This window comes from Sphingobium cupriresistens (assembly GCF_004152865.1).
Taxonomy (GTDB): Bacteria; Pseudomonadota; Alphaproteobacteria; order Sphingomonadales; family Sphingomonadaceae; genus Sphingobium; species Sphingobium cupriresistens.
In genome coordinates this window covers 127,332-143,130 of sequence record NZ_SEOO01000001.1, presented here as the reverse complement: position 1 = coordinate 143,130, position 15,799 = coordinate 127,332, and the positions used below count along the sequence as shown (strand labels likewise).

16 protein-coding genes are annotated in these 15,799 nt (G+C 64.4%); 7 read left to right on the top strand and 9 right to left on the bottom strand.

The genetic code is table 11. The features are described 5' to 3' along the window. The first annotated feature begins 2 nt into the window (after positions 1 to 2). The 5 genes from EWH12_RS00675 to EWH12_RS00655 all read left to right on the top strand — a co-directional run bounded on the left by EWH12_RS00675 (position 3) and on the right by EWH12_RS00655 (position 4,570). On the top strand, positions 3 to 665 hold the full coding sequence (locus EWH12_RS00675) for a CpaD family pilus assembly protein (RefSeq protein WP_129925380.1): 663 nt from the start codon (positions 3 to 5) through the stop codon (positions 663 to 665). A 1-nt stretch (position 666) separates the two neighbouring features. Continuing rightward, a complete protein-coding gene (locus EWH12_RS00670) occupies positions 667 to 1,959 on the top strand; it encodes a pilus assembly protein CpaE (protein WP_129925379.1) in 1,293 nt (430 codons plus the stop codon). Between the two features lie 54 nt (positions 1,960 to 2,013). Continuing rightward, on the top strand, positions 2,014 to 3,012 hold the full coding sequence (locus EWH12_RS00665) for a type II secretion system F family protein (RefSeq protein ID WP_066600915.1): 999 nt from the start codon (positions 2,014 to 2,016) through the stop codon (positions 3,010 to 3,012). A gap of 19 nt (positions 3,013 to 3,031) precedes the next feature. Then, on the top strand, positions 3,032 to 4,021 hold the full coding sequence (locus tag EWH12_RS00660) for a type II secretion system F family protein (RefSeq protein WP_129925378.1): 990 nt from the start codon (positions 3,032 to 3,034) through the stop codon (positions 4,019 to 4,021). Positions 4,022 to 4,150: 129 nt separating this feature from the next. Further along, complete coding sequence (locus tag EWH12_RS00655; RefSeq protein WP_066600911.1) at positions 4,151 to 4,570, top strand: DUF2147 domain-containing protein; 420 nt, start codon at positions 4,151 to 4,153, stop codon at positions 4,568 to 4,570. Here EWH12_RS00655 and urtE read toward each other — a convergent pair. From urtE to urtA, 5 genes are all read right to left on the bottom strand, one after another. Next, positions 4,567 to 5,283, bottom strand: a complete 717-nt coding sequence (gene urtE / locus EWH12_RS00650; protein ID WP_066600910.1) for an urea ABC transporter ATP-binding subunit UrtE — start codon at positions 5,281 to 5,283, stop codon at positions 4,567 to 4,569. The genes EWH12_RS00655 and urtE overlap by 4 nt on opposite strands. Next, positions 5,280 to 6,038: an urea ABC transporter ATP-binding protein UrtD gene (gene urtD, locus EWH12_RS00645; RefSeq protein ID WP_129925377.1), complete on the bottom strand. Its 759-nt coding sequence runs from the start codon at positions 6,036 to 6,038 to the stop codon at positions 5,280 to 5,282. The genes urtE and urtD overlap by 4 nt, the downstream gene beginning before the upstream one ends. Beyond that, positions 6,035 to 7,063 (bottom strand): urea ABC transporter permease subunit UrtC, encoded by a 1,029-nt coding sequence (urtC, locus tag EWH12_RS00640; RefSeq protein ID WP_129925376.1) that lies wholly within the window; start codon positions 7,061 to 7,063, stop codon positions 6,035 to 6,037. The genes urtD and urtC overlap by 4 nt, the downstream gene beginning before the upstream one ends. Then, on the bottom strand, positions 7,056 to 7,943 hold the full coding sequence (gene urtB, locus EWH12_RS00635; RefSeq protein ID WP_066600906.1) for an urea ABC transporter permease subunit UrtB: 888 nt from the start codon (positions 7,941 to 7,943) through the stop codon (positions 7,056 to 7,058). The genes urtC and urtB overlap by 8 nt, the downstream gene beginning before the upstream one ends. A 123-nt stretch (positions 7,944 to 8,066) precedes the next feature. Then, positions 8,067 to 9,281 carry an urea ABC transporter substrate-binding protein gene (gene urtA / locus EWH12_RS00630; protein ID WP_066600905.1) on the bottom strand — a complete coding sequence of 405 codons (1,215 nt, stop codon included), beginning with the start codon at positions 9,279 to 9,281 and terminating at the stop codon, positions 8,067 to 8,069. 170 nt (positions 9,282 to 9,451) lie between these two features. On the opposite strand from urtA, the gene EWH12_RS00625 reads away from it, so the two are divergent. Both EWH12_RS00625 and EWH12_RS00620 read left to right on the top strand, forming a co-directional pair. Next, positions 9,452 to 10,285 (top strand): peptidyl-prolyl cis-trans isomerase, encoded by an 834-nt coding sequence (locus EWH12_RS00625; protein WP_129925375.1) that lies wholly within the window; start codon positions 9,452 to 9,454, stop codon positions 10,283 to 10,285. Beyond that, entirely contained in the window at positions 10,272 to 11,270 is a 999-nt protein-coding gene (locus EWH12_RS00620) for a HupE/UreJ family protein (protein ID WP_129925374.1), read from the top strand. Before EWH12_RS00625 ends, EWH12_RS00620 begins: the two co-directional genes overlap by 14 nt. Here the strand turns inward: EWH12_RS00620 and qhpE are convergent. The 4 genes from qhpE to EWH12_RS00600 all read right to left on the bottom strand — a co-directional run bounded on the left by qhpE (position 11,204) and on the right by EWH12_RS00600 (position 15,791). Beyond that, positions 11,204 to 11,905 carry a subtilisin-like serine protease QhpE gene (gene qhpE / locus EWH12_RS00615; protein WP_129925373.1) on the bottom strand — a complete coding sequence of 234 codons (702 nt, stop codon included), beginning with the start codon at positions 11,903 to 11,905 and terminating at the stop codon, positions 11,204 to 11,206. The genes EWH12_RS00620 and qhpE overlap by 67 nt on opposite strands. Further along, on the bottom strand, positions 11,898 to 13,601 hold the full coding sequence (locus tag EWH12_RS00610) for an ABC transporter ATP-binding protein (protein WP_129925372.1): 1,704 nt from the start codon (positions 13,599 to 13,601) through the stop codon (positions 11,898 to 11,900). The genes qhpE and EWH12_RS00610 overlap by 8 nt, the downstream gene beginning before the upstream one ends. Further along, positions 13,598 to 14,590, bottom strand: a complete 993-nt coding sequence (locus EWH12_RS00605; RefSeq protein WP_129925371.1) for a hypothetical protein — start codon at positions 14,588 to 14,590, stop codon at positions 13,598 to 13,600. The genes EWH12_RS00610 and EWH12_RS00605 overlap by 4 nt, the downstream gene beginning before the upstream one ends. A 112-nt stretch (positions 14,591 to 14,702) precedes the next feature. Continuing rightward, positions 14,703 to 15,791 carry a YncE family protein gene (locus tag EWH12_RS00600; RefSeq protein WP_129925370.1) on the bottom strand — a complete coding sequence of 363 codons (1,089 nt, stop codon included), beginning with the start codon at positions 15,789 to 15,791 and terminating at the stop codon, positions 14,703 to 14,705. Positions 15,792 to 15,799: the final 8 nt, after the last annotated feature.

Below are 15,799 nucleotides of genomic sequence, written 5' to 3'. Positions count from 1 at the left end.
ACATGACCTCCCATCTCCAGACCCGTCTATCCATGAAAATGCTGAGCGCCCTGGCCGTTCTGGCCTTGCCGCTCGCCGGATGCGTCACTGACACGCCGAACCGCAGCGTGGAATCGCTTCATCAGCCGGTCGTCAGCTACGCCGCCTACACGTTCGATGTGCAGGCGGGATCGGACGGCGGCATGACCGCCTATGAAGCGCGCCGCTTGAACGACTGGTTCGGCTCGATCGGCCTTGGCTATGGCGACCAGGTGGCGATCGTCACCGACGGCGCCTATTTCAGTCCGACGATGCGGGATGGGGTCGCCGATGTCGTCGCCCGCCACGGCCTGCTGGTGACCGAAGACAGTTCGGCCGTCGCCGGCGCCGCGCCGGCAGGCAGCGTCCGCCTGATCGTTCGCCGCGCCACGGCCAGCGTGCCGGGTTGCCCCGATTGGAGCGGCAAGCAGGAAACCGATCCGAGTCTCGGCACCAGCTCCAATTTCGGCTGCGGCGTCAACAGCAACCTGGCCGCCATGGTCGCCAATCCCGAAGATCTGGTCCGTGGCCAGGGCACCGACAGCGACCTGCGCACGGCGACATCGAACCGCGCCATTTCTACATATCGCGACAAGGCGCCGACCGGCGCTGGCGACCTCAAGCAGATGACGGCGGGAGGGCAATAAGATGAACGCACCCTGGAAACCCGGCGCTACCGGGCCACGCGACCCCTTCCATGCCTTCGTCTGCGACGATCATAGCTTCGACATGCTGCGCGCCGTCGCCGCCGAACTGGGCTGGGCGCCGGAAAAGGTGAACAAGGGCGGAATGCGCAACGCGGTGCAGAGCCTGTCAATCACCGCCAGCCCACAGATTCTGTTCGTCGACATGTCCGAAAGCGGCGATCCGCTGAACGATATCAACAGCCTCGCGGAAGTCTGCGAGCCCGGCACGGTGGTCATCGCGGCGGGGCAGGTCAATGACGTGCGCCTCTATCGCGACCTCGTCGCCAGCGGCATTCAGGACTATCTGCTCAAGCCCTTCGGTGCAGACCAGCTCCGCGACGCGCTGGCGCAGGCGCAGGCCGTGTTCATGGCGCCGCGCGACGCCGCGCCGGAACGCCCGCACGCCACCATGGCCGTGATCGGCACCCGCGGCGGCGTGGGCGCGTCCAGCATCGCAACCTCGCTCGCCTGGATGCTGGCGGAAAAGAAGAAGCGCCCGACCGCGCTGCTCGACCTCGACGTTCATTTCGGCACCAATGCGCTGGCCATGGACCTGGAGCCGGGCCGCGGCCTGACCGACGCGATCGAAAACCCAAGCCGCATCGACGGCCTGTTCATCGAACGCGCCATGGTGCGGGCGAGCGACACGCTGGCGATCCTGTCGGCAGAGGCGCCAATCAGCCAGCCGATGATGACCGATGGCGGCGCTTTCTACCAGTTGCTGGAAGAATTCCGCCTCGCCTTCGAATGCAGCGTCATGGACCTGCCGCGCAACATGCTGATCCAGCATCCGCACCTGATGGCCGACGTCAACGTGACGCTGGTCGTGACGGAACTGACGCTGGCGGCGGCGCGCGACACGATTCGCATTCTGTCCTGGCTGAAGACCAACGCGCCGCAGACGCGCGTGCTGGTAGTCGCCAACCGGGTCCATCCCGGCGCGCCTGAGATCAGCCGCAAGGATTTCGAGCAATCGATCGAACGCAAGGTGGACGTGATCGTGCCGTTCGACCTGCGGATCGCATCGCAGGCGGCGAAGCTGGGCAAGACGCTGGCCGAAACTGCCAAGGGCAGCAAGGTCGGTGCGGCCTGCGCCAGCTTGCTGGACGAGGTGCTCGGCGCTGCCGACCGCGAGGATGAGCCCGCGGCGCCGAAGGGCGCACGCAGGAAGGGCGACTCCCTGCTCGGCAAGATCGGCGACTTCCGGTCGATGATGCCGTCGCGCCGCAAGGAAAAAGCTGCGCTGGACAATTGATCGCGTGCGCCGCCGCTCATCGGCGGCGCGGCTTCTTAAAAGACAGGCGACGAGATGGACGGTAATTTCATCCTGATAACGGTGCTGATCGCGACCCTGCTGGGGTTGGGCGTGGTCGCGTTCGCCGGTCCGTCGCCGGACAAGGCGCGCAAACGCCGCGTCGCGATGATCCGCGGCCGTCACAGCGAATCCGCCGAAGCGCTGCTGGAAGCGCGGATGCGCAAGGTCATTTCCAATCGCGCGACCGGCGTCGAAGCCAAGATGCTGGTGTCGCTGATCCCGAACCCGGAAAATCTGACCAAGCGTCTGAAGATGACCGGCAAGAAATGGACGCTCAGCCAATATATGACGGCGAGCGCAGGCATATTCCTGCTGCTGTCGGCGTTGCTGATGATTCGCGGCTTCCCCTTCCTGTTCGCCGTCATGTTCGGCCTCGCCGCCGGGCTTGGCCTGCCGCACTGGTGGGTCGGGCGGCTGATCAACAAGCGCGTCCAGAAATTCAATGCCAAATTTCCCGATGCGTTGGAACTGCTGACCCGCGGCTTGCGGTCGGGTCTGCCGATCGCCGAAACACTGGGCATCGTGTCAAGCGAAATTCCCGGACCGGTAGGCGAGGAATTCAAGCTGATTACTGAACGCATCAAGATCGGCCGGACCATGGAGCAGGCGCTCCAGGAAACCGCTGACCGTCTGGGCACGCCCGAATTCCAGTTCTTCGTCATCACCCTGGCGATCCAGCGGGAAACGGGCGGCAACCTGGCCGAAACACTTTCCAACCTGGCCACAGTGCTGCGCCAGCGTGCGCAGATGAAGCTGAAGATCCGGGCCATGTCGTCGGAATCGAAGGCGTCCGCCTATATCATCGGCGTACTGCCTTTCCTCGTGTTCGGCATGATTTGCTACATCAACTTCAACTATATGAGTCCCTTCTTCACCCCCGATCCGGCGGGCATTTTCGGGCTAGGAACGATGCAGGTGATCGGCATTGGCGGCATGTGTTGGATGGGCATCGGCGCCTTTATCATGGCGCAGATGGTCAACTTCGAAATCTGATCGGGAAGGGATAAGAAATATGGACGCCCCTGCCCCAGCCGGCACGCTCTTTGGCCTGACGGCAACCGATTTCGGCACGCTGCTGGCCGCGCTGGCCACCCTGGCCGTGTTGTTCGCGCTCTATGCGGTCATGACCGTGCGCGACCCCATGGCCAAGCGCGTCAAGGCGCTCAACGATCGGCGCGAACAGCTGAAAGCGGGCATCACCGCATCGACGGCCAAGCGCCGCGCAAAACTGGTCCGCAAGAATCAGACGACCGATAATATGCGGTCCTTTCTGTCGAGCCTGAAGGTTCTCCAGGACGACCAACTGAAAGACGCGCAGATCCGCCTGGCGCAGGCCGGGATCCGATCCAAGGACTGGGCCGTCGCGGTCATCTTCGGCCGGATGATCCTGCCGATCGTGATCGGCGGCTTTGCCGCGATCATGCTCTATGGCGTCGGCATCGAACCCGAATGGGGTCCGATGAAGCGCTTCTTCGCCTTCGCAGCAGCGCTGCTGCTCGCCTACAAGGCGCCCGATCTCTATATCAACAACAAGGTTCAAAAGCGCTCGGCCGCCATCCGCAAAGGGCTGCCCGACGCGCTTGACCTGCTGGTCATCTGCGCCGAAGCGGGCCTGACCGTCGATGCCGCCTTCAATCGCGTGTCGCGCGAACTGGGCAAGGCCTATCCCGAACTGGGCGACGAGTTTCAGCTGACGGCGATCGAGCTGAGCTTCCTGACCGAACGACGCATGGCATTCGAAAATCTGGCGACCCGCGTGAAGCTCGACGCGATCAAGGGCGTGGTCACGACCATGATCCAGACCGAGAAATACGGCACCCCGCTCGCCTCCGCGCTGCGCGTGCTGTCAGCCGAATTCCGCCATGAACGTATGATGCGCGCCGAAGAAAAGGCCGCGCGCCTGCCCGCGATCATGACGGTGCCGCTGATCCTTTTCATCCTGCCGACCCTGTTCGTCGTCATCCTGGGTCCGGCGGCCTGTTCGATCAGCACCGCATTCTAAAAACTTTGGAGAGCGGGACAGACGCTGCCGTAGCGTCGCCCGAAAAGCCTGCCCGCCACGCCTCAAAAAGGCGGTGGCGGCCAGGCTTTTTCATGCTTATCCTTGCATCAAACACAAGGAGTGGATCGCATGAAACTGGCCATTTTCGCCACCGCAACCCTGACCGCCGCCTTTGCCGCTATGCCCGCGCAGGCGGCCCAGCCGGTTACCGGCCGATGGGCAACCGTGGATGGCAAGGCGATCGTCCAGATTGCGCCATGCGGCGGGGATGTGTGCGGCAGGATCGAAAAAATCGTCAAGCCCACACCGGGTCGGCCGCACACTGACATCAAGAATCCTGATCCCGCGCTACGATCGAAGCCGCTCGTCGGCTTGGCGCTATTGTCGGGGTTCGAGGATGCCGGCGATCATTGGAAGGGTACGATCTACGATCCCGAAAGCGGTAAAAGCTATACGTCCAAGCTCACCCGCAACGGCAACGGCACGCTCAAGGTGCAGGGCTGCATCGCCTTCTTCTGCAAGACCCAGACCTGGACACCGGTCCGCTAAATCTGGACCAGATGCGCGACATCCTTCGCGCTCTCTTCGGCGATGCTTCCCTGGCGGACGATCCGGCCGTTCTGCATAGCGCAGTAGCGGTCGGCGAAGCGCCAGACGAAGTCGAGATATTGTTCGACCACCAGCACGGTCATGCCCAGTTCGTCGCGGACATGGACGAGCGCCGCCTCGATCTGCTGCACGACATTGGGCTGTATGCCCTCCGTCGGTTCGTCCAGCAGCAGCAGGCTGGGCTCCCCGGCCAGCGCACGACCGATGGCGAGCTGCTGCTGCTCGCCGCCGGACAGGAAGCCGGCGGCGCGGCCGCGGATATCGTACAGCTTGGGAAACAAGTCGAAGATATGCTGGGGCACTTTTGCCGCGCCTTTGCCCCTCCCAGCGAGCGCGGACCGGCCCGTCTCCAGATTTTCCATGACGGTCAGCTGCGGGAAGACATGCCGCCCCTGCGGCACGAAGCCGATGCCGGCGCGCGAGCGCTTGTGGGCGGGCAGCTTCGCAATCTCCTGCCCGTCGAAACGGATCGTGCCGCCAACCGTGGGGTGCGTGCCCATGATCGCGTGCAGCAGCGTCGTCTTGCCGACGCCGTTGCGGCCGATCAACGCCATCACCTGTCCCCGCTCCAAGGTCAGATCGACGTCCCACAAAACCTGGCTCTGTCCATAGGCGCTGGACAGGGCGGCGATTTCGATCAGCGGCGCGCTCATGCGGTGTGGCCCAGATAGACGGCGGCGACTTCTGCGTCGGCGCGGACTTCGGCAATGCTACCCTGTTTCAAGAACTTGCCCTGGTGCATGACGGTGACGGGCGCGGCGAGTTGTTCGACAAAGCTCATGTCATGATCGATCACCAGAACGGTGCGGCTGTCGCCCAGCCCCAGGATCAACTGCGCGGTGCGGCTGGTTTCGGCCGGGCCCATGCCCGCGGTCGGCTCATCCAGCAGCAACAGTTCCGCGCCGGTCGCCATGACCATCGCAATCTCCAGCCATTGCTTCTCGCCATGGGCGAGTGTGCCGGCCTCCACCCCGGCGCGATGGGTCAGGCCGACGCTTTCCAGCGCTTCTTCCACCGCCCGCTTTTCGTCCGCCGGGATGCCTGCGCCAAAACTCTTCCACCAGCGCCGGTCCTTCCGCGCGGCGAGCCCCAGATTGTCGCGCACGCTGAGCGTCGGCAACACGCCGGGCGCCTGAAACTTGCGGCAGATGCCGCGCGCGACGATCTGTTGTTCGGGCAGGCGCTGGATTTCCTCGCCCTTGAACAGGACGCGCCCTTGGCTGGGGCGGACGCGGCCGATGATCGTATCGCACAGCGTCGATTTACCCGCGCCATTGGGACCGATCACCACGCGGGTTTCACCGCGATTGAGCGTCATGCTGAAATTATCGAGCGCCTTGAAGCCACTATAATCGATGGTGACGCCATCGACGCTGAGCAGCAGGTCGGAAACCGCCGAGCCGCTCATGCCGCTTTCCCCTGGACCAGCCCGGCAAGGCCGCGTGGCAACAGGGTGACGACGAAGATGAAGAGCACACCCATCAGATAGAGCCACAATTCAGGGAAGGCGCTCGACACGGCATCGCGCGCCAGATTGACGAGCAGCGCGCCCACGATCGCCCCCGCCAGGCTGTAGCGGCCGCCGATCGCGACCCAGACGACCATCTCGATCGAGGGGACCACGCCGATCAAGGCAGGCGACACGACGCCCGCGTGGAGAGTGAAGAGCGCACCGCCGATCCCGGCCAGCATCGCGGCGATGGCGAAGGCGACGACCTTGAAGGGCGTGGGGCTGTAGCCAAGGAAGCGCACGCGATTCTCGCCATCGCGCGCAGCGCGCAGCAATATGCCAAAACGCGACGCGAGCAGCCAGCGTAACGCCACAAAGGCAATGCACAGGACCACCAGCGTCACCCAATAGAGGCCCGATCCGGTGCCGGGACTGGAGAGGCCGAAGCCGAAGACGGAATAGAAGTCTGTGAGGCCGTTGAAGCCGCCGGTCACATCCTGCCGACTGATGATGAGGGTGGAGAAGGCCAGCGCCAGCGCCTGGGTAATGAGCGCAAAATAAGTGCCGCCGACGCGCCGGTGGAACACCGCCCAGGAGAAGAGCGCGCCTACCAAGGTCGGCACGATCAGGATCGCGGCGATGGTGAAGGCGGGGCTGGAAAAGGGTATCCACCAGAAGGGCAGACTGTCCCGGCCGCTCCACACCATGAAGTCGGGGATTTCGCCCGAAGGCAGGTCCGCCAGCTTCATATGCAGGGCGATGGCGTAACCGCCCAGGCCGAAAAAGACCCCCTGCCCCAGGCTCAAAATGCCGCCATGGCCCCAGATGAGGACAAGGCCGAGCGCAAGAATGCCCATCGCCATGAAGCGGGCGAGCAGGTTGAGGTCATAAGCCGACAGCGCGAAGGGCGCGACGAGGCCGAGCGCCAGCAGCAGCCAGGGCAGGACAGGCTTCAGCGGATCAAGGCGGGACAGGTCAGGCATCGAGTTGGCGGGTCTTTACGGCGATCACCCCTTGCGGGCGGACCTGGATGAAGAGGATGACGAAGACGAGCAGCAGCATCTGCGCGACGCTGACATCGACGAAAATCTGGGCGAGCGCAGCGAATAGGCCAAGGATGATGGCCGAGGCGGTCGTGCCGACTATGCTGCCCAGGCCGCCCATCACGACGACGAGGAAGGCCGGGATGATATAGCTTTGCCCGACATTGGGCGTGACCGGACCGAGCAGCGCCAGCATCACGCCCGCCAGGCCCGCGACGCCCGACCCCAAGCAGAAGATAGCGAAGTCCACCCGCTTCACATCAATGCCGGACGCGGAGGCCATCATCCGGTCCTGATTGACGGCGCGGACCAGCAGCCCGATCCGGGTCTTGAGCAGCAACAGCGCCAGGCCGCCCAGCACAAGCGCCGCAATCAGGATGATGAACAGGCGCGCCGATGGCAATGTGACGCCGAATGCCACGAAGCTGCCGGTCAGCCATTCGGGTGCGCGCACCTCCACCCCGACCGCGCCGAACAGGTCGCGCGCGCCCTGTTGCAGGATCAGGCTGACGCCCCAGGTCGCGAGCAAAGTATCAAGCGGCCGCGCCGACAGCCGACGGATCAGGGTGGATTGAATGAAGCCGCCCATCGCCGCCGCGCCGACGAAAGCGACCGGAATGGCCAGGATGATCCCAAGCGCGCCCGGCACCACGAGCAGCGTCATCCAGGCGAGATAGCCGCCCAGCATCAGCATTTCGCCATGCGCCATGTTGATGACGCGCATCAGCCCGAAGGAGAGTGCAAGGCCGAGCGCTGCGAGCAGATACAGCGAAGCCAGCGAGGCGCCGTTGAACAGCTGGTTGAGGAAAAGGGCATCCATGCGCTTAAAAATCCGTTCGTCCTGAACGAAGTCGAAGGACTTGCCTGAGCGAAGCGAAGGTATCTCGCTCCATTCGATGAAGGGCTTCGACAGGCTCAGCCCGAACGGGGTTGTGGGACATTGTTACAGCTTGCAGGTCTTGCCGGGGAAGGCGAGCACGTCATAAGGCTCCGGCGCGATGTCCTTGCCGCTGTCGGCGATGATCTCGAACTGCCCGTCGCCCTTCAGCTTGCCGATATAGGCCTTCTGCACCAGGCTCTGGTTGGCCGCGAAGCTGACCTTGCCCATCGGCGTGTCGAAGCCGCCCAGCGACGCCGCGGCCTTGCGCACCGCTTGCGGGTCGAAGCTTTTGGCCTTCTCCACCGCCGCCTTCCAGGCATAGACATCGAGATAGCCATGGACCATCGGGTCGGTGATCGCCGCATCCTTGCCGAACTTCGCCTTATAGGCGGCGATAAACCTGGCGTTGGCGTCGCCGGGCAGGCTCTGGAAATAATTCCAGGCGGCATAGCTGCCCTCAACCAGGCCGGCGCCCATCGCCTGCGCTTCCTGCTCGCCGATCGAGAAGGACATGACCGGCATCGTCTTGGTGTTGATGCCCGCGGCCTGCAACTGCTTGAAGAAGGCGACATTGCTGTCGCCGTTCAACGTGTTGATGATCATGGCAGGCTTGGCTTGCGCGATCTTGGCGATGACACCGGAGAAATCGGTGCCGCCCAGCGGCACATAGGCTTCGCCCAGCACCTTCATGCCCTGCTTTTCGATATGTTTTTTCAGGATCAGGTTGGCGGTGCGGGGATAGACATAGTCGGAGCCGACCAGGAAGAAGCTCTTATGCCCCTGCGCCATCGCCCATTCCAGCGCGGGCAGCGCCTGCTGGTTGGGCTGCGCGCCCGAATACATGATGTTGGGCGAACATTCATTGCCCTCAAACTGCACCGGATACCAGAGCAGGTTCTTGGTGCGTTCAAACACCGGCAGCATCGCCTTGCGGCTGGCCGACGTCCAGCCGCCGAAAACGGTCGAAACGCCGTCGCTCTCGATCAGCTTCGACGCCTTCTGCGCGAAGGTGGAAGGATCGGACGCGCCGTCCTCGACCAGGGCGTTGATCTGCTTGCCCATCACGCCGCCGGCCGCGTTGATCTCCTCGATCGCCAGCATCTCGGCATTTTTCACCGTGATCTCGCTGATCGCCATGGTGCCGGTCAGGGACTGGAGAACACCGACCGAGACAGTATCGCCCGCAGGCGCGCTGGCGTTGCCGTTGCCGCCCGAACATGCGGTGAGCGCCAGGGCGCAGGCGGAAGTGGCAAGCAAAAGCAGCCTGGAACGGATCATGATGTGAAGGTCTCCCTGGGGCAGGACCGAATGCGGCGCTGCAGCAATCTCGTGCTTAAAGGCTATGGAAAGCCGCCTAGCGCCCGTATGCGTCATTTGACGTAGGCTATGGCGATGCGCTTCCCCCTAATATTGCGGGCATGGCGAACGGGGCGGAATCCATGGATATTATGGCGACATGCAAGGCGGCGACGTCGCCGCGGCAATGGCGCAATCCGATGTCGGGGATCGGCCGGGTGGCGCGCGATCCGCTGTTCGCTTTTCTGCTGGCCGGCGTGGCGCTGTTCGGCAGTTATCAGGTCGTCCAGCATTTCGAAAAGCCGCCCGTCATCTTCACGGCGGAGATCGAACAGGCGCAGGTCGCGGACATGGAGACGCTGACCGGACGCAAGGCGACGGCGCAGGATCGCGCCCGGCTGAAGGCCGAATATCTGGCCGAGGAATTGCTGTTCCGCGAGGCGATCGACCGCAACATGCACCTGACCGACGGGGAAACCCGCAAGCGACTGGTCGACAAGGTCCGCTACCTGATCGCCGGCGCCCCGCCCGAACCGAACGAAGAACAACTGGTCGATCATTATTCGAACCATCTGAACCTGTATCGCGCCGAACCGCGCACCAGCTTCACCCAGATTTTCCGCCAGCAAAAGCCCGATGACGCCGACGTCCTGCTGGCCCAGCTCAATGCGGGCGAGACGATCGGCGGCGAGGATTTCTGGCTGGGCCGCGACTTCCCCCGCTATGGCGATTCCATGGTGCGCGGCATTTTCGGCCAGCCTTTCGTCGACACGCTCAAGACCGCGCCCGAAGGCCGCTGGATCGGCCCGATCGCATCCCCGCGCGGTTGGCATTTCGTGAAAAAGAGCGAGAGCATCGCGTCCGCCATGATCCCCTTTCCCGCGATCAGGGATCAGGTGCGGCAGGATTATATGATCGCCCACAGCAACGCCGCCATTCAACACGCGCTGGCGGGCCTGAAGGAGAAGTTCGATGTCGAAGAATAAGCTGTTCGCCTTGCTGCTGCTCGCGCTGGCGGCGCTGGCGCCCGGCACGGCGATGGCCGATATCTTCCTGTCCGCCGACTTCGCGTTGACGCGCGGCGAAGACCCGAACACCTATGACTTCACCGCCGCCGTTCCCGAAGCCGTGGGACAGCCAGCACCGCTCATCCTGCCCGACGGCTGCCGCCAGACCGGCATGAGCCGCCAGACCGGCGGCGGGCGGGCGCAATATGGGTTTGAGCTGGCGTGCGACCGGCCTTTTGCCGCTGGCGACGTCATCCAGACGCCGTGGAAGGCCGATGGCGGCCGCTTCGTCACCAATGTCATGGGCGCGCAGGTCGATCGCAGCCTGACCGGCGACGCGCAAGGCATCGCCGTGCCGGTCGGCGAAACCGCCGCAACGGCGCGGCCGATCGCCCGGATCGCGCCGGAATTTCTGGCCCAGGGCGTCTGGCATATCTGGCTGGGCTGGGATCATCTGGCCTTCGTCCTCTGTCTGGCGCTGCTGGCGCGCGGCCGCGACCTGCTCTGGCTGGTGAGCGCCTTTACCGCCGGCCACTCCATCTCGCTCGCCATCGCCTTTTTCGAACTGGTGCGCGTGCCCGTGCCGCCGGTGGAGGCCGCCATCGCCCTGTCGATCGCCTTCATGGCGCGTGAAGCGCTGCTGATCGGCAAGGGCAAGCAGGCCTTCGCTTTCCGGCGGCAGGCGATCGTCGTATCGCTGTTCGGCCTGCTCCATGGTCTGGGCTTTGCGACGGCGCTGGGCGAACTGGGCGTGCAGGCGGGCGAGAAGCTGCCGGCGCTGGTCTTTTTCAACATCGGCGTGGAAGCGGGACAGTTGATCTTCGTTGGCGCGATCGTCGCGACGCTGGCGGGATTACGCGCGGTGTCGCTGGCAACGCCGGTGCGGGTCGCCGCGCTCTATGCGGTCGGCGCGATCGGCTGCTTCTGGATGGTCGAGCGGGTCGCGGGGTTCGGCATCGCCTGATCGCGATAGCGGGCTATCGCCGGTCGCCCGCCCCGCGCCACGATGCCGCTCATATTCGCGACAGCGAACGAGACACCATGAAGGTTGCGCCGCTGCGGCACACCGGGGATCGGCCGGGGATGGCCGGAGGCGAAGATGATCCCGTCGCGCACGACATGATCATCGCGCGGGCAATGCCAGTCGAGCGACACGCCCAGCACCTGGGCCAGGCTACCGGGATAGCAGGGCGTTCCTTCCGCCTCCCGCGCGGCGACGATCAGCACGCCCGCAGATAGCGCCCGGTCAGCGACCCCCGCGAACAACTCGCGATGCGCCGGGTTCACCGTACCCAGGCTAAGGTTGATGATGTCCACCTCCGCCGCCACGGCCCAATCGATCGCGGTCATCAAGGCGCGCGCGGTGGTGCGCAGCGCATCGTGAAACACCCGGATCGGCAGGCACAGCGCATCGGGCGCCTGCCCCTGGATGGCAGCGGTGACGGCGGTGCCATGGCCAAGGGCGTCGATGGTGTCGCACTCGCTGATCGCGCCGTCGCCCGCGATCGCAATGCCGGGCAACAACCGGGCGGGATCGATATGCGGATGATCGGGATGGGCGCCGCTGTCGATGACGGCGATATGGATCGGATCAGGCATCAACCGGCTCTGCGCGCGACGTCATCTGCGCCCGTCCCTGCTCCAGCGTGATGATGCTGTCGGCCATCCGCGCCAGCGCGGGCTTATGCGTGATGACGATGATCGTGGCGTGGGGCAGCGCATCGCGCAGCCGTCCCGCCACAAGCTGCTCGGTGTCCCCGTCCAGCGCCGATGTCGGCTCGTCGAGAATCAGGATGCTGGGCTGACGCAGCAAGGCGCGCGCCAGCACCACCCGCTGCCGCTCGCCCGCCGACAGCGCCATGCCGCGCTCACCCGCGCGCGTGGCGTAGCCTTCCGGCAGTCTATCGATGAAGCCGTCCAGCCCGGCTGCATGGGCCGCCGCCGCGATGGCATCGGGCGACACATCGGCCATGGCGAAGCCGATATTGGCCGCGATCGTGTCGTTGAACAGATAGGGCGCCTGATCGACCAGGATGATCTCGCGCCGCAGATCATCCAGACGATAGTCGCGCAGGTCGCGGCCATCGACCGTGATGCGCCCGCTGTCGGGATCGAGATAGCGGACCATCAGATCGGCCATGGTCGATTTGCCGACGCCACTGGGGCCAAGGATAGCGCACAGGCTGCCCGCCGGGATCGTGAGGTCGATATCGCGCAGCACCGCATCGCGATCATAGCGCATCGCGACCTGCTGGAAGCGCATCTCACCCGCCCGCGCCATGGGCAGCGCATCGCTGCGCTCAATGACATCAGGCTTTGTGTCGAACAGTTCGAAGATGCGCCCCAGCGACACCCGCGCCGACGCCAGCCCGGACGTTAGCCCCATCAGCGTTTGGATCGGCGAGAGCAGCCGCATATGATAGGTCATGAAGGCGACGAGCGTGCCGATGCTCATCCCGTCATGAATGATCCGCCAGCCGCCATAGAGGATCACCGCCGAGGTCGCCGCCGTCATCAGCGTGCCGGGCAGCGCCCCGGTCATGAAGGACGCCACCTGCATCCGCAGCATCGACGCGACGAAGGCGTCGTTCTTGGTCTTGAAACGCCCCACTTCATGCTCGCCCGCGCGGAGCGAGGCGACGACGCGCATCCCCATCACCGTATCGACCAGCAGGCTACCCAGGTCCGCCCCCCGTTCCCGCATGTCGCGGGTCAGCGCGGTCAGGCGGCGCTGATAGTAACTGAACGTCGCCAGGCTGGCCGGGACCAGCACGACGCTCACCAGGAAGAGCCGCCAGTCGAGCCAGAGCATCATCGCGACGCAACCAACAAAGAAGAGCAAATTGCTGACCACGGACAGCAAAGTGTCGGAGGCGATACGCTGCACGTCGCTGACGTCGCTGTTCATGCGGGAGACGAGATCGCCGAGGCGGAAACTGCCATAGAAGCGCGGCGACAGTGTCTGGAGATGGCGCAGCAACGCCGCGCGAATGTCGTAGAGCATCGCCGCCGACAACGCGACATAACGATAGCTGGCCAGGATGTTGACCGCGAAGCCCGCGATGGTGACGGCGATCATGATCGCCGCAATGTCGACCAATGCGCTCATATCACGCTTGAGCAGCGCCTGATCGATCATCAGCTTGGAAAGATAGGGCTGGGCGAGGCCGAGCATGGTCGAGACGAGGCTGGTCGCCAGCACGGCCAGCAACGCGCCGCGATAGGGGCGCAGGAAGGGCGTGAGGCGCTTGTAGGCGCCCCAATTGGCGATCGGCGGCGCGGTCGGGGCGCTCATGCCGCCACCTGCCGGGGCGCCAGCCGGAAACCGTCGAGCAGGAAGCGCGGTTCGGGGAGCCTGGCCAGCAGGCCGGTGCATATATGATGCCCCTCCATCAGCGCGTCATGCTGCACACGCCACCAGTCACCCTGCCCGCCATTGGCGTAAAATTGCGCGCACAGCAGCAGGTGGCGGCGCATCGCCGCGATCAGCATCGATCGATAATGGGTGAGCAGCGCGGCGCGATCCCCGCCATCGACCATGCCAATCACGACCGCCGCGGCCAATATCGCCTCCCGCACCGACTGCGCCGCGCCGTCGCCGCAAATCGGGTCGAAGCCCAGCGCCGCCGTGCCGCAGGCAAGCCAGTCATCGCCATGGAGCGGCAATTGCAGGCGGGGCGCAGCCGGAAAAGCCGTGGATGTCGCGCCGATCGCGTCCACGACCGGCGCGATCAGCGCGCTCTTGCCCAGCAACCCATCTACCGAGCCACCCACGCCCAGCAGCCAGCCAAAGCCCGGTTCGGCCGGCACCAGATAGAGCCAGCCCGCCGCCACGGCCTCGATCCGCGCCTCTTCGATGCAGGCGGGATCGCGCAATGTCACCTTAGCCGCGATCGCGTTGCGTTCGCCAAAGATGTGCATGTCCCCCAGCGGCGCGGGCGACGCGGCATGAATGGTGAAATCGATCGGCCCTGCTTCGAATGCCGCGATGGATGGCAAGGCCGCCTGGACCTGCTCCTCCGATGCCAGCGCCGCGTCATGGGGCAGCATGACCGGCGCCCCGCCCCAGGCGACCAGCCGTCGCTTCACGCGCGGCTGGTCGGCAAACAGGTCCGGCCGATCGAACACGCCGCGGATCAGGCGCAGGGCCGGATCGCTCAGCATGATCGTCGGCACGGACGGGCGGCGGCGTTCTTCGATTGCGACCCGAAAGCCCGCGCCAGCCAATATATGCGCGCATCCCGTGGCGGCGATGCCGCTGCCCCGGATGGCGATGATGGTCATCGTGGCGACACTCGTTCGTTTCGAGCGTTTCGAGAAACGCCAACACGGCGCTTGCTGCTTCTCGACTTCGCTCGAAGTGAACGAAGGAAGGGGGAACAGATAATCTCTATTCTCATTCCACCGCGACCATGCCCGCGCCGGTGGTGTCGTTGCCCAGATCCCAGGTCGCTTCCAGCTTCAGCGTCTTGGCGTCATAAACCTCCACATCATAGCTGGCGCCGTAAATGTAAAGCTTGGTCCCATCCATCGACATGCCGAAGCGGAAGCGGGATCGGCACTGGAACTCCGCCTTGTCGACGACCGCATTGCTTTTCATGTCCATGTGCCAGAATTCGCAGCGCTTGTTGCCAAGCTTGCCGTTGGTCACGACGGTGTAGGCTTGGCTCCCATCGGGCGTCATTTGCAGGCCGGCCATATTGTCCGGCGCGGGGCCGATCGGCGTGAAATCGAACTGGCGGCTGTTCAGGTCGAAACGGGCGAGGCCGAACATCTTGTTGTGGATATAGGGGTCCGCCGCGTTGAACAGCGACACGAACTGGCCGGGCGTGCGGATCGTGTCGATCGCGCCGCCGAAACCGACATTTTCCAGACCCGTCCCTTCGGGTTTGGCCAGGTCGATGCGGTCGATGACCTTCATGTCGGCGACGGTCAGGATCAGCACCTTGTCGCCGAAGATGTAGAGATATTTGCCGTCCTGCGACACTTTATAGGCGGCGCGATAGCCACCGGCCTTTTCATCTTCCTTGTCGATATCGACCGTGCGTATGACCTTTTGCAGCTTCAAGTCGATCACGCTGTACATTGGCTTGCTGACCTTGTAGCGATCCGCTTCCTTGTCGAACCGGCTGATGACGGTGTAGAAATAGCGGCCGGTCGGGTCCGCAGCCCCGCCCCAGAAGCGATAACGGGTGACGCCGTCGTTCAGGCTGAACTTGTTGATCACCTTGCGCGTCGCGGTGTCGATCACCTCGATCCCGCTGGTGGTGATCGTGGTGACATAGATGCGCTTGCCGTCGTCGGACAACAGCATGGATGTCGGCAGGCCGGTGTCGAGCTTGATCTTGCCCGTCACCGCCGCCTTGCCTTCGTCGAAGATCAGCAGCTGGTCGGGATAGGACCCCATGAAGAGGGTGGAGCCGGACGCCGGGAGCGCGGCCAGTGCGGCAAACCCCGCTGCGACGATGGTGCGATGGATCGACATGGCGCGCC

Bases quoted from the DNA above. Each gene is read 5' to 3' on its own strand.
- EWH12_RS00675 (WP_129925380.1), top strand. From the start codon at position 3: ATGACCTCCCATCTCCAGACCCGTCTATCCATGAAAATGCTGAGCGCC.
- EWH12_RS00670 (WP_129925379.1), top strand. From the start codon at position 667: ATGAACGCACCCTGGAAACCCGGCGCTACCGGGCCACGCGACCCCTTC.
- EWH12_RS00665 (WP_066600915.1), top strand. From the start codon at position 2,014: ATGGACGGTAATTTCATCCTGATAACGGTGCTGATCGCGACCCTGCTG.
- EWH12_RS00660 (WP_129925378.1), top strand. From the start codon at position 3,032: ATGGACGCCCCTGCCCCAGCCGGCACGCTCTTTGGCCTGACGGCAACC.
- EWH12_RS00655 (WP_066600911.1), top strand. From the start codon at position 4,151: ATGAAACTGGCCATTTTCGCCACCGCAACCCTGACCGCCGCCTTTGCC.
- urtE (WP_066600910.1), bottom strand. From the start codon at position 5,283: ATGAGCGCGCCGCTGATCGAAATCGCCGCCCTGTCCAGCGCCTATGGA.
- urtD (WP_129925377.1), bottom strand. From the start codon at position 6,038: ATGAGCGGCTCGGCGGTTTCCGACCTGCTGCTCAGCGTCGATGGCGTC.
- urtC (WP_129925376.1), bottom strand. From the start codon at position 7,063: ATGCCTGACCTGTCCCGCCTTGATCCGCTGAAGCCTGTCCTGCCCTGG.
- urtB (WP_066600906.1), bottom strand. From the start codon at position 7,943: ATGGATGCCCTTTTCCTCAACCAGCTGTTCAACGGCGCCTCGCTGGCT.
- urtA (WP_066600905.1), bottom strand. From the start codon at position 9,281: ATGATCCGTTCCAGGCTGCTTTTGCTTGCCACTTCCGCCTGCGCCCTG.
- EWH12_RS00625 (WP_129925375.1), top strand. From the start codon at position 9,452: ATGGCGACATGCAAGGCGGCGACGTCGCCGCGGCAATGGCGCAATCCG.
- EWH12_RS00620 (WP_129925374.1), top strand. From the start codon at position 10,272: ATGTCGAAGAATAAGCTGTTCGCCTTGCTGCTGCTCGCGCTGGCGGCG.
- qhpE (WP_129925373.1), bottom strand. From the start codon at position 11,905: ATGCCTGATCCGATCCATATCGCCGTCATCGACAGCGGCGCCCATCCC.
- EWH12_RS00610 (WP_129925372.1), bottom strand. From the start codon at position 13,601: ATGAGCGCCCCGACCGCGCCGCCGATCGCCAATTGGGGCGCCTACAAG.
- EWH12_RS00605 (WP_129925371.1), bottom strand. From the start codon at position 14,590: ATGACCATCATCGCCATCCGGGGCAGCGGCATCGCCGCCACGGGATGC.
- EWH12_RS00600 (WP_129925370.1), bottom strand. From the start codon at position 15,791: ATGTCGATCCATCGCACCATCGTCGCAGCGGGGTTTGCCGCACTGGCC.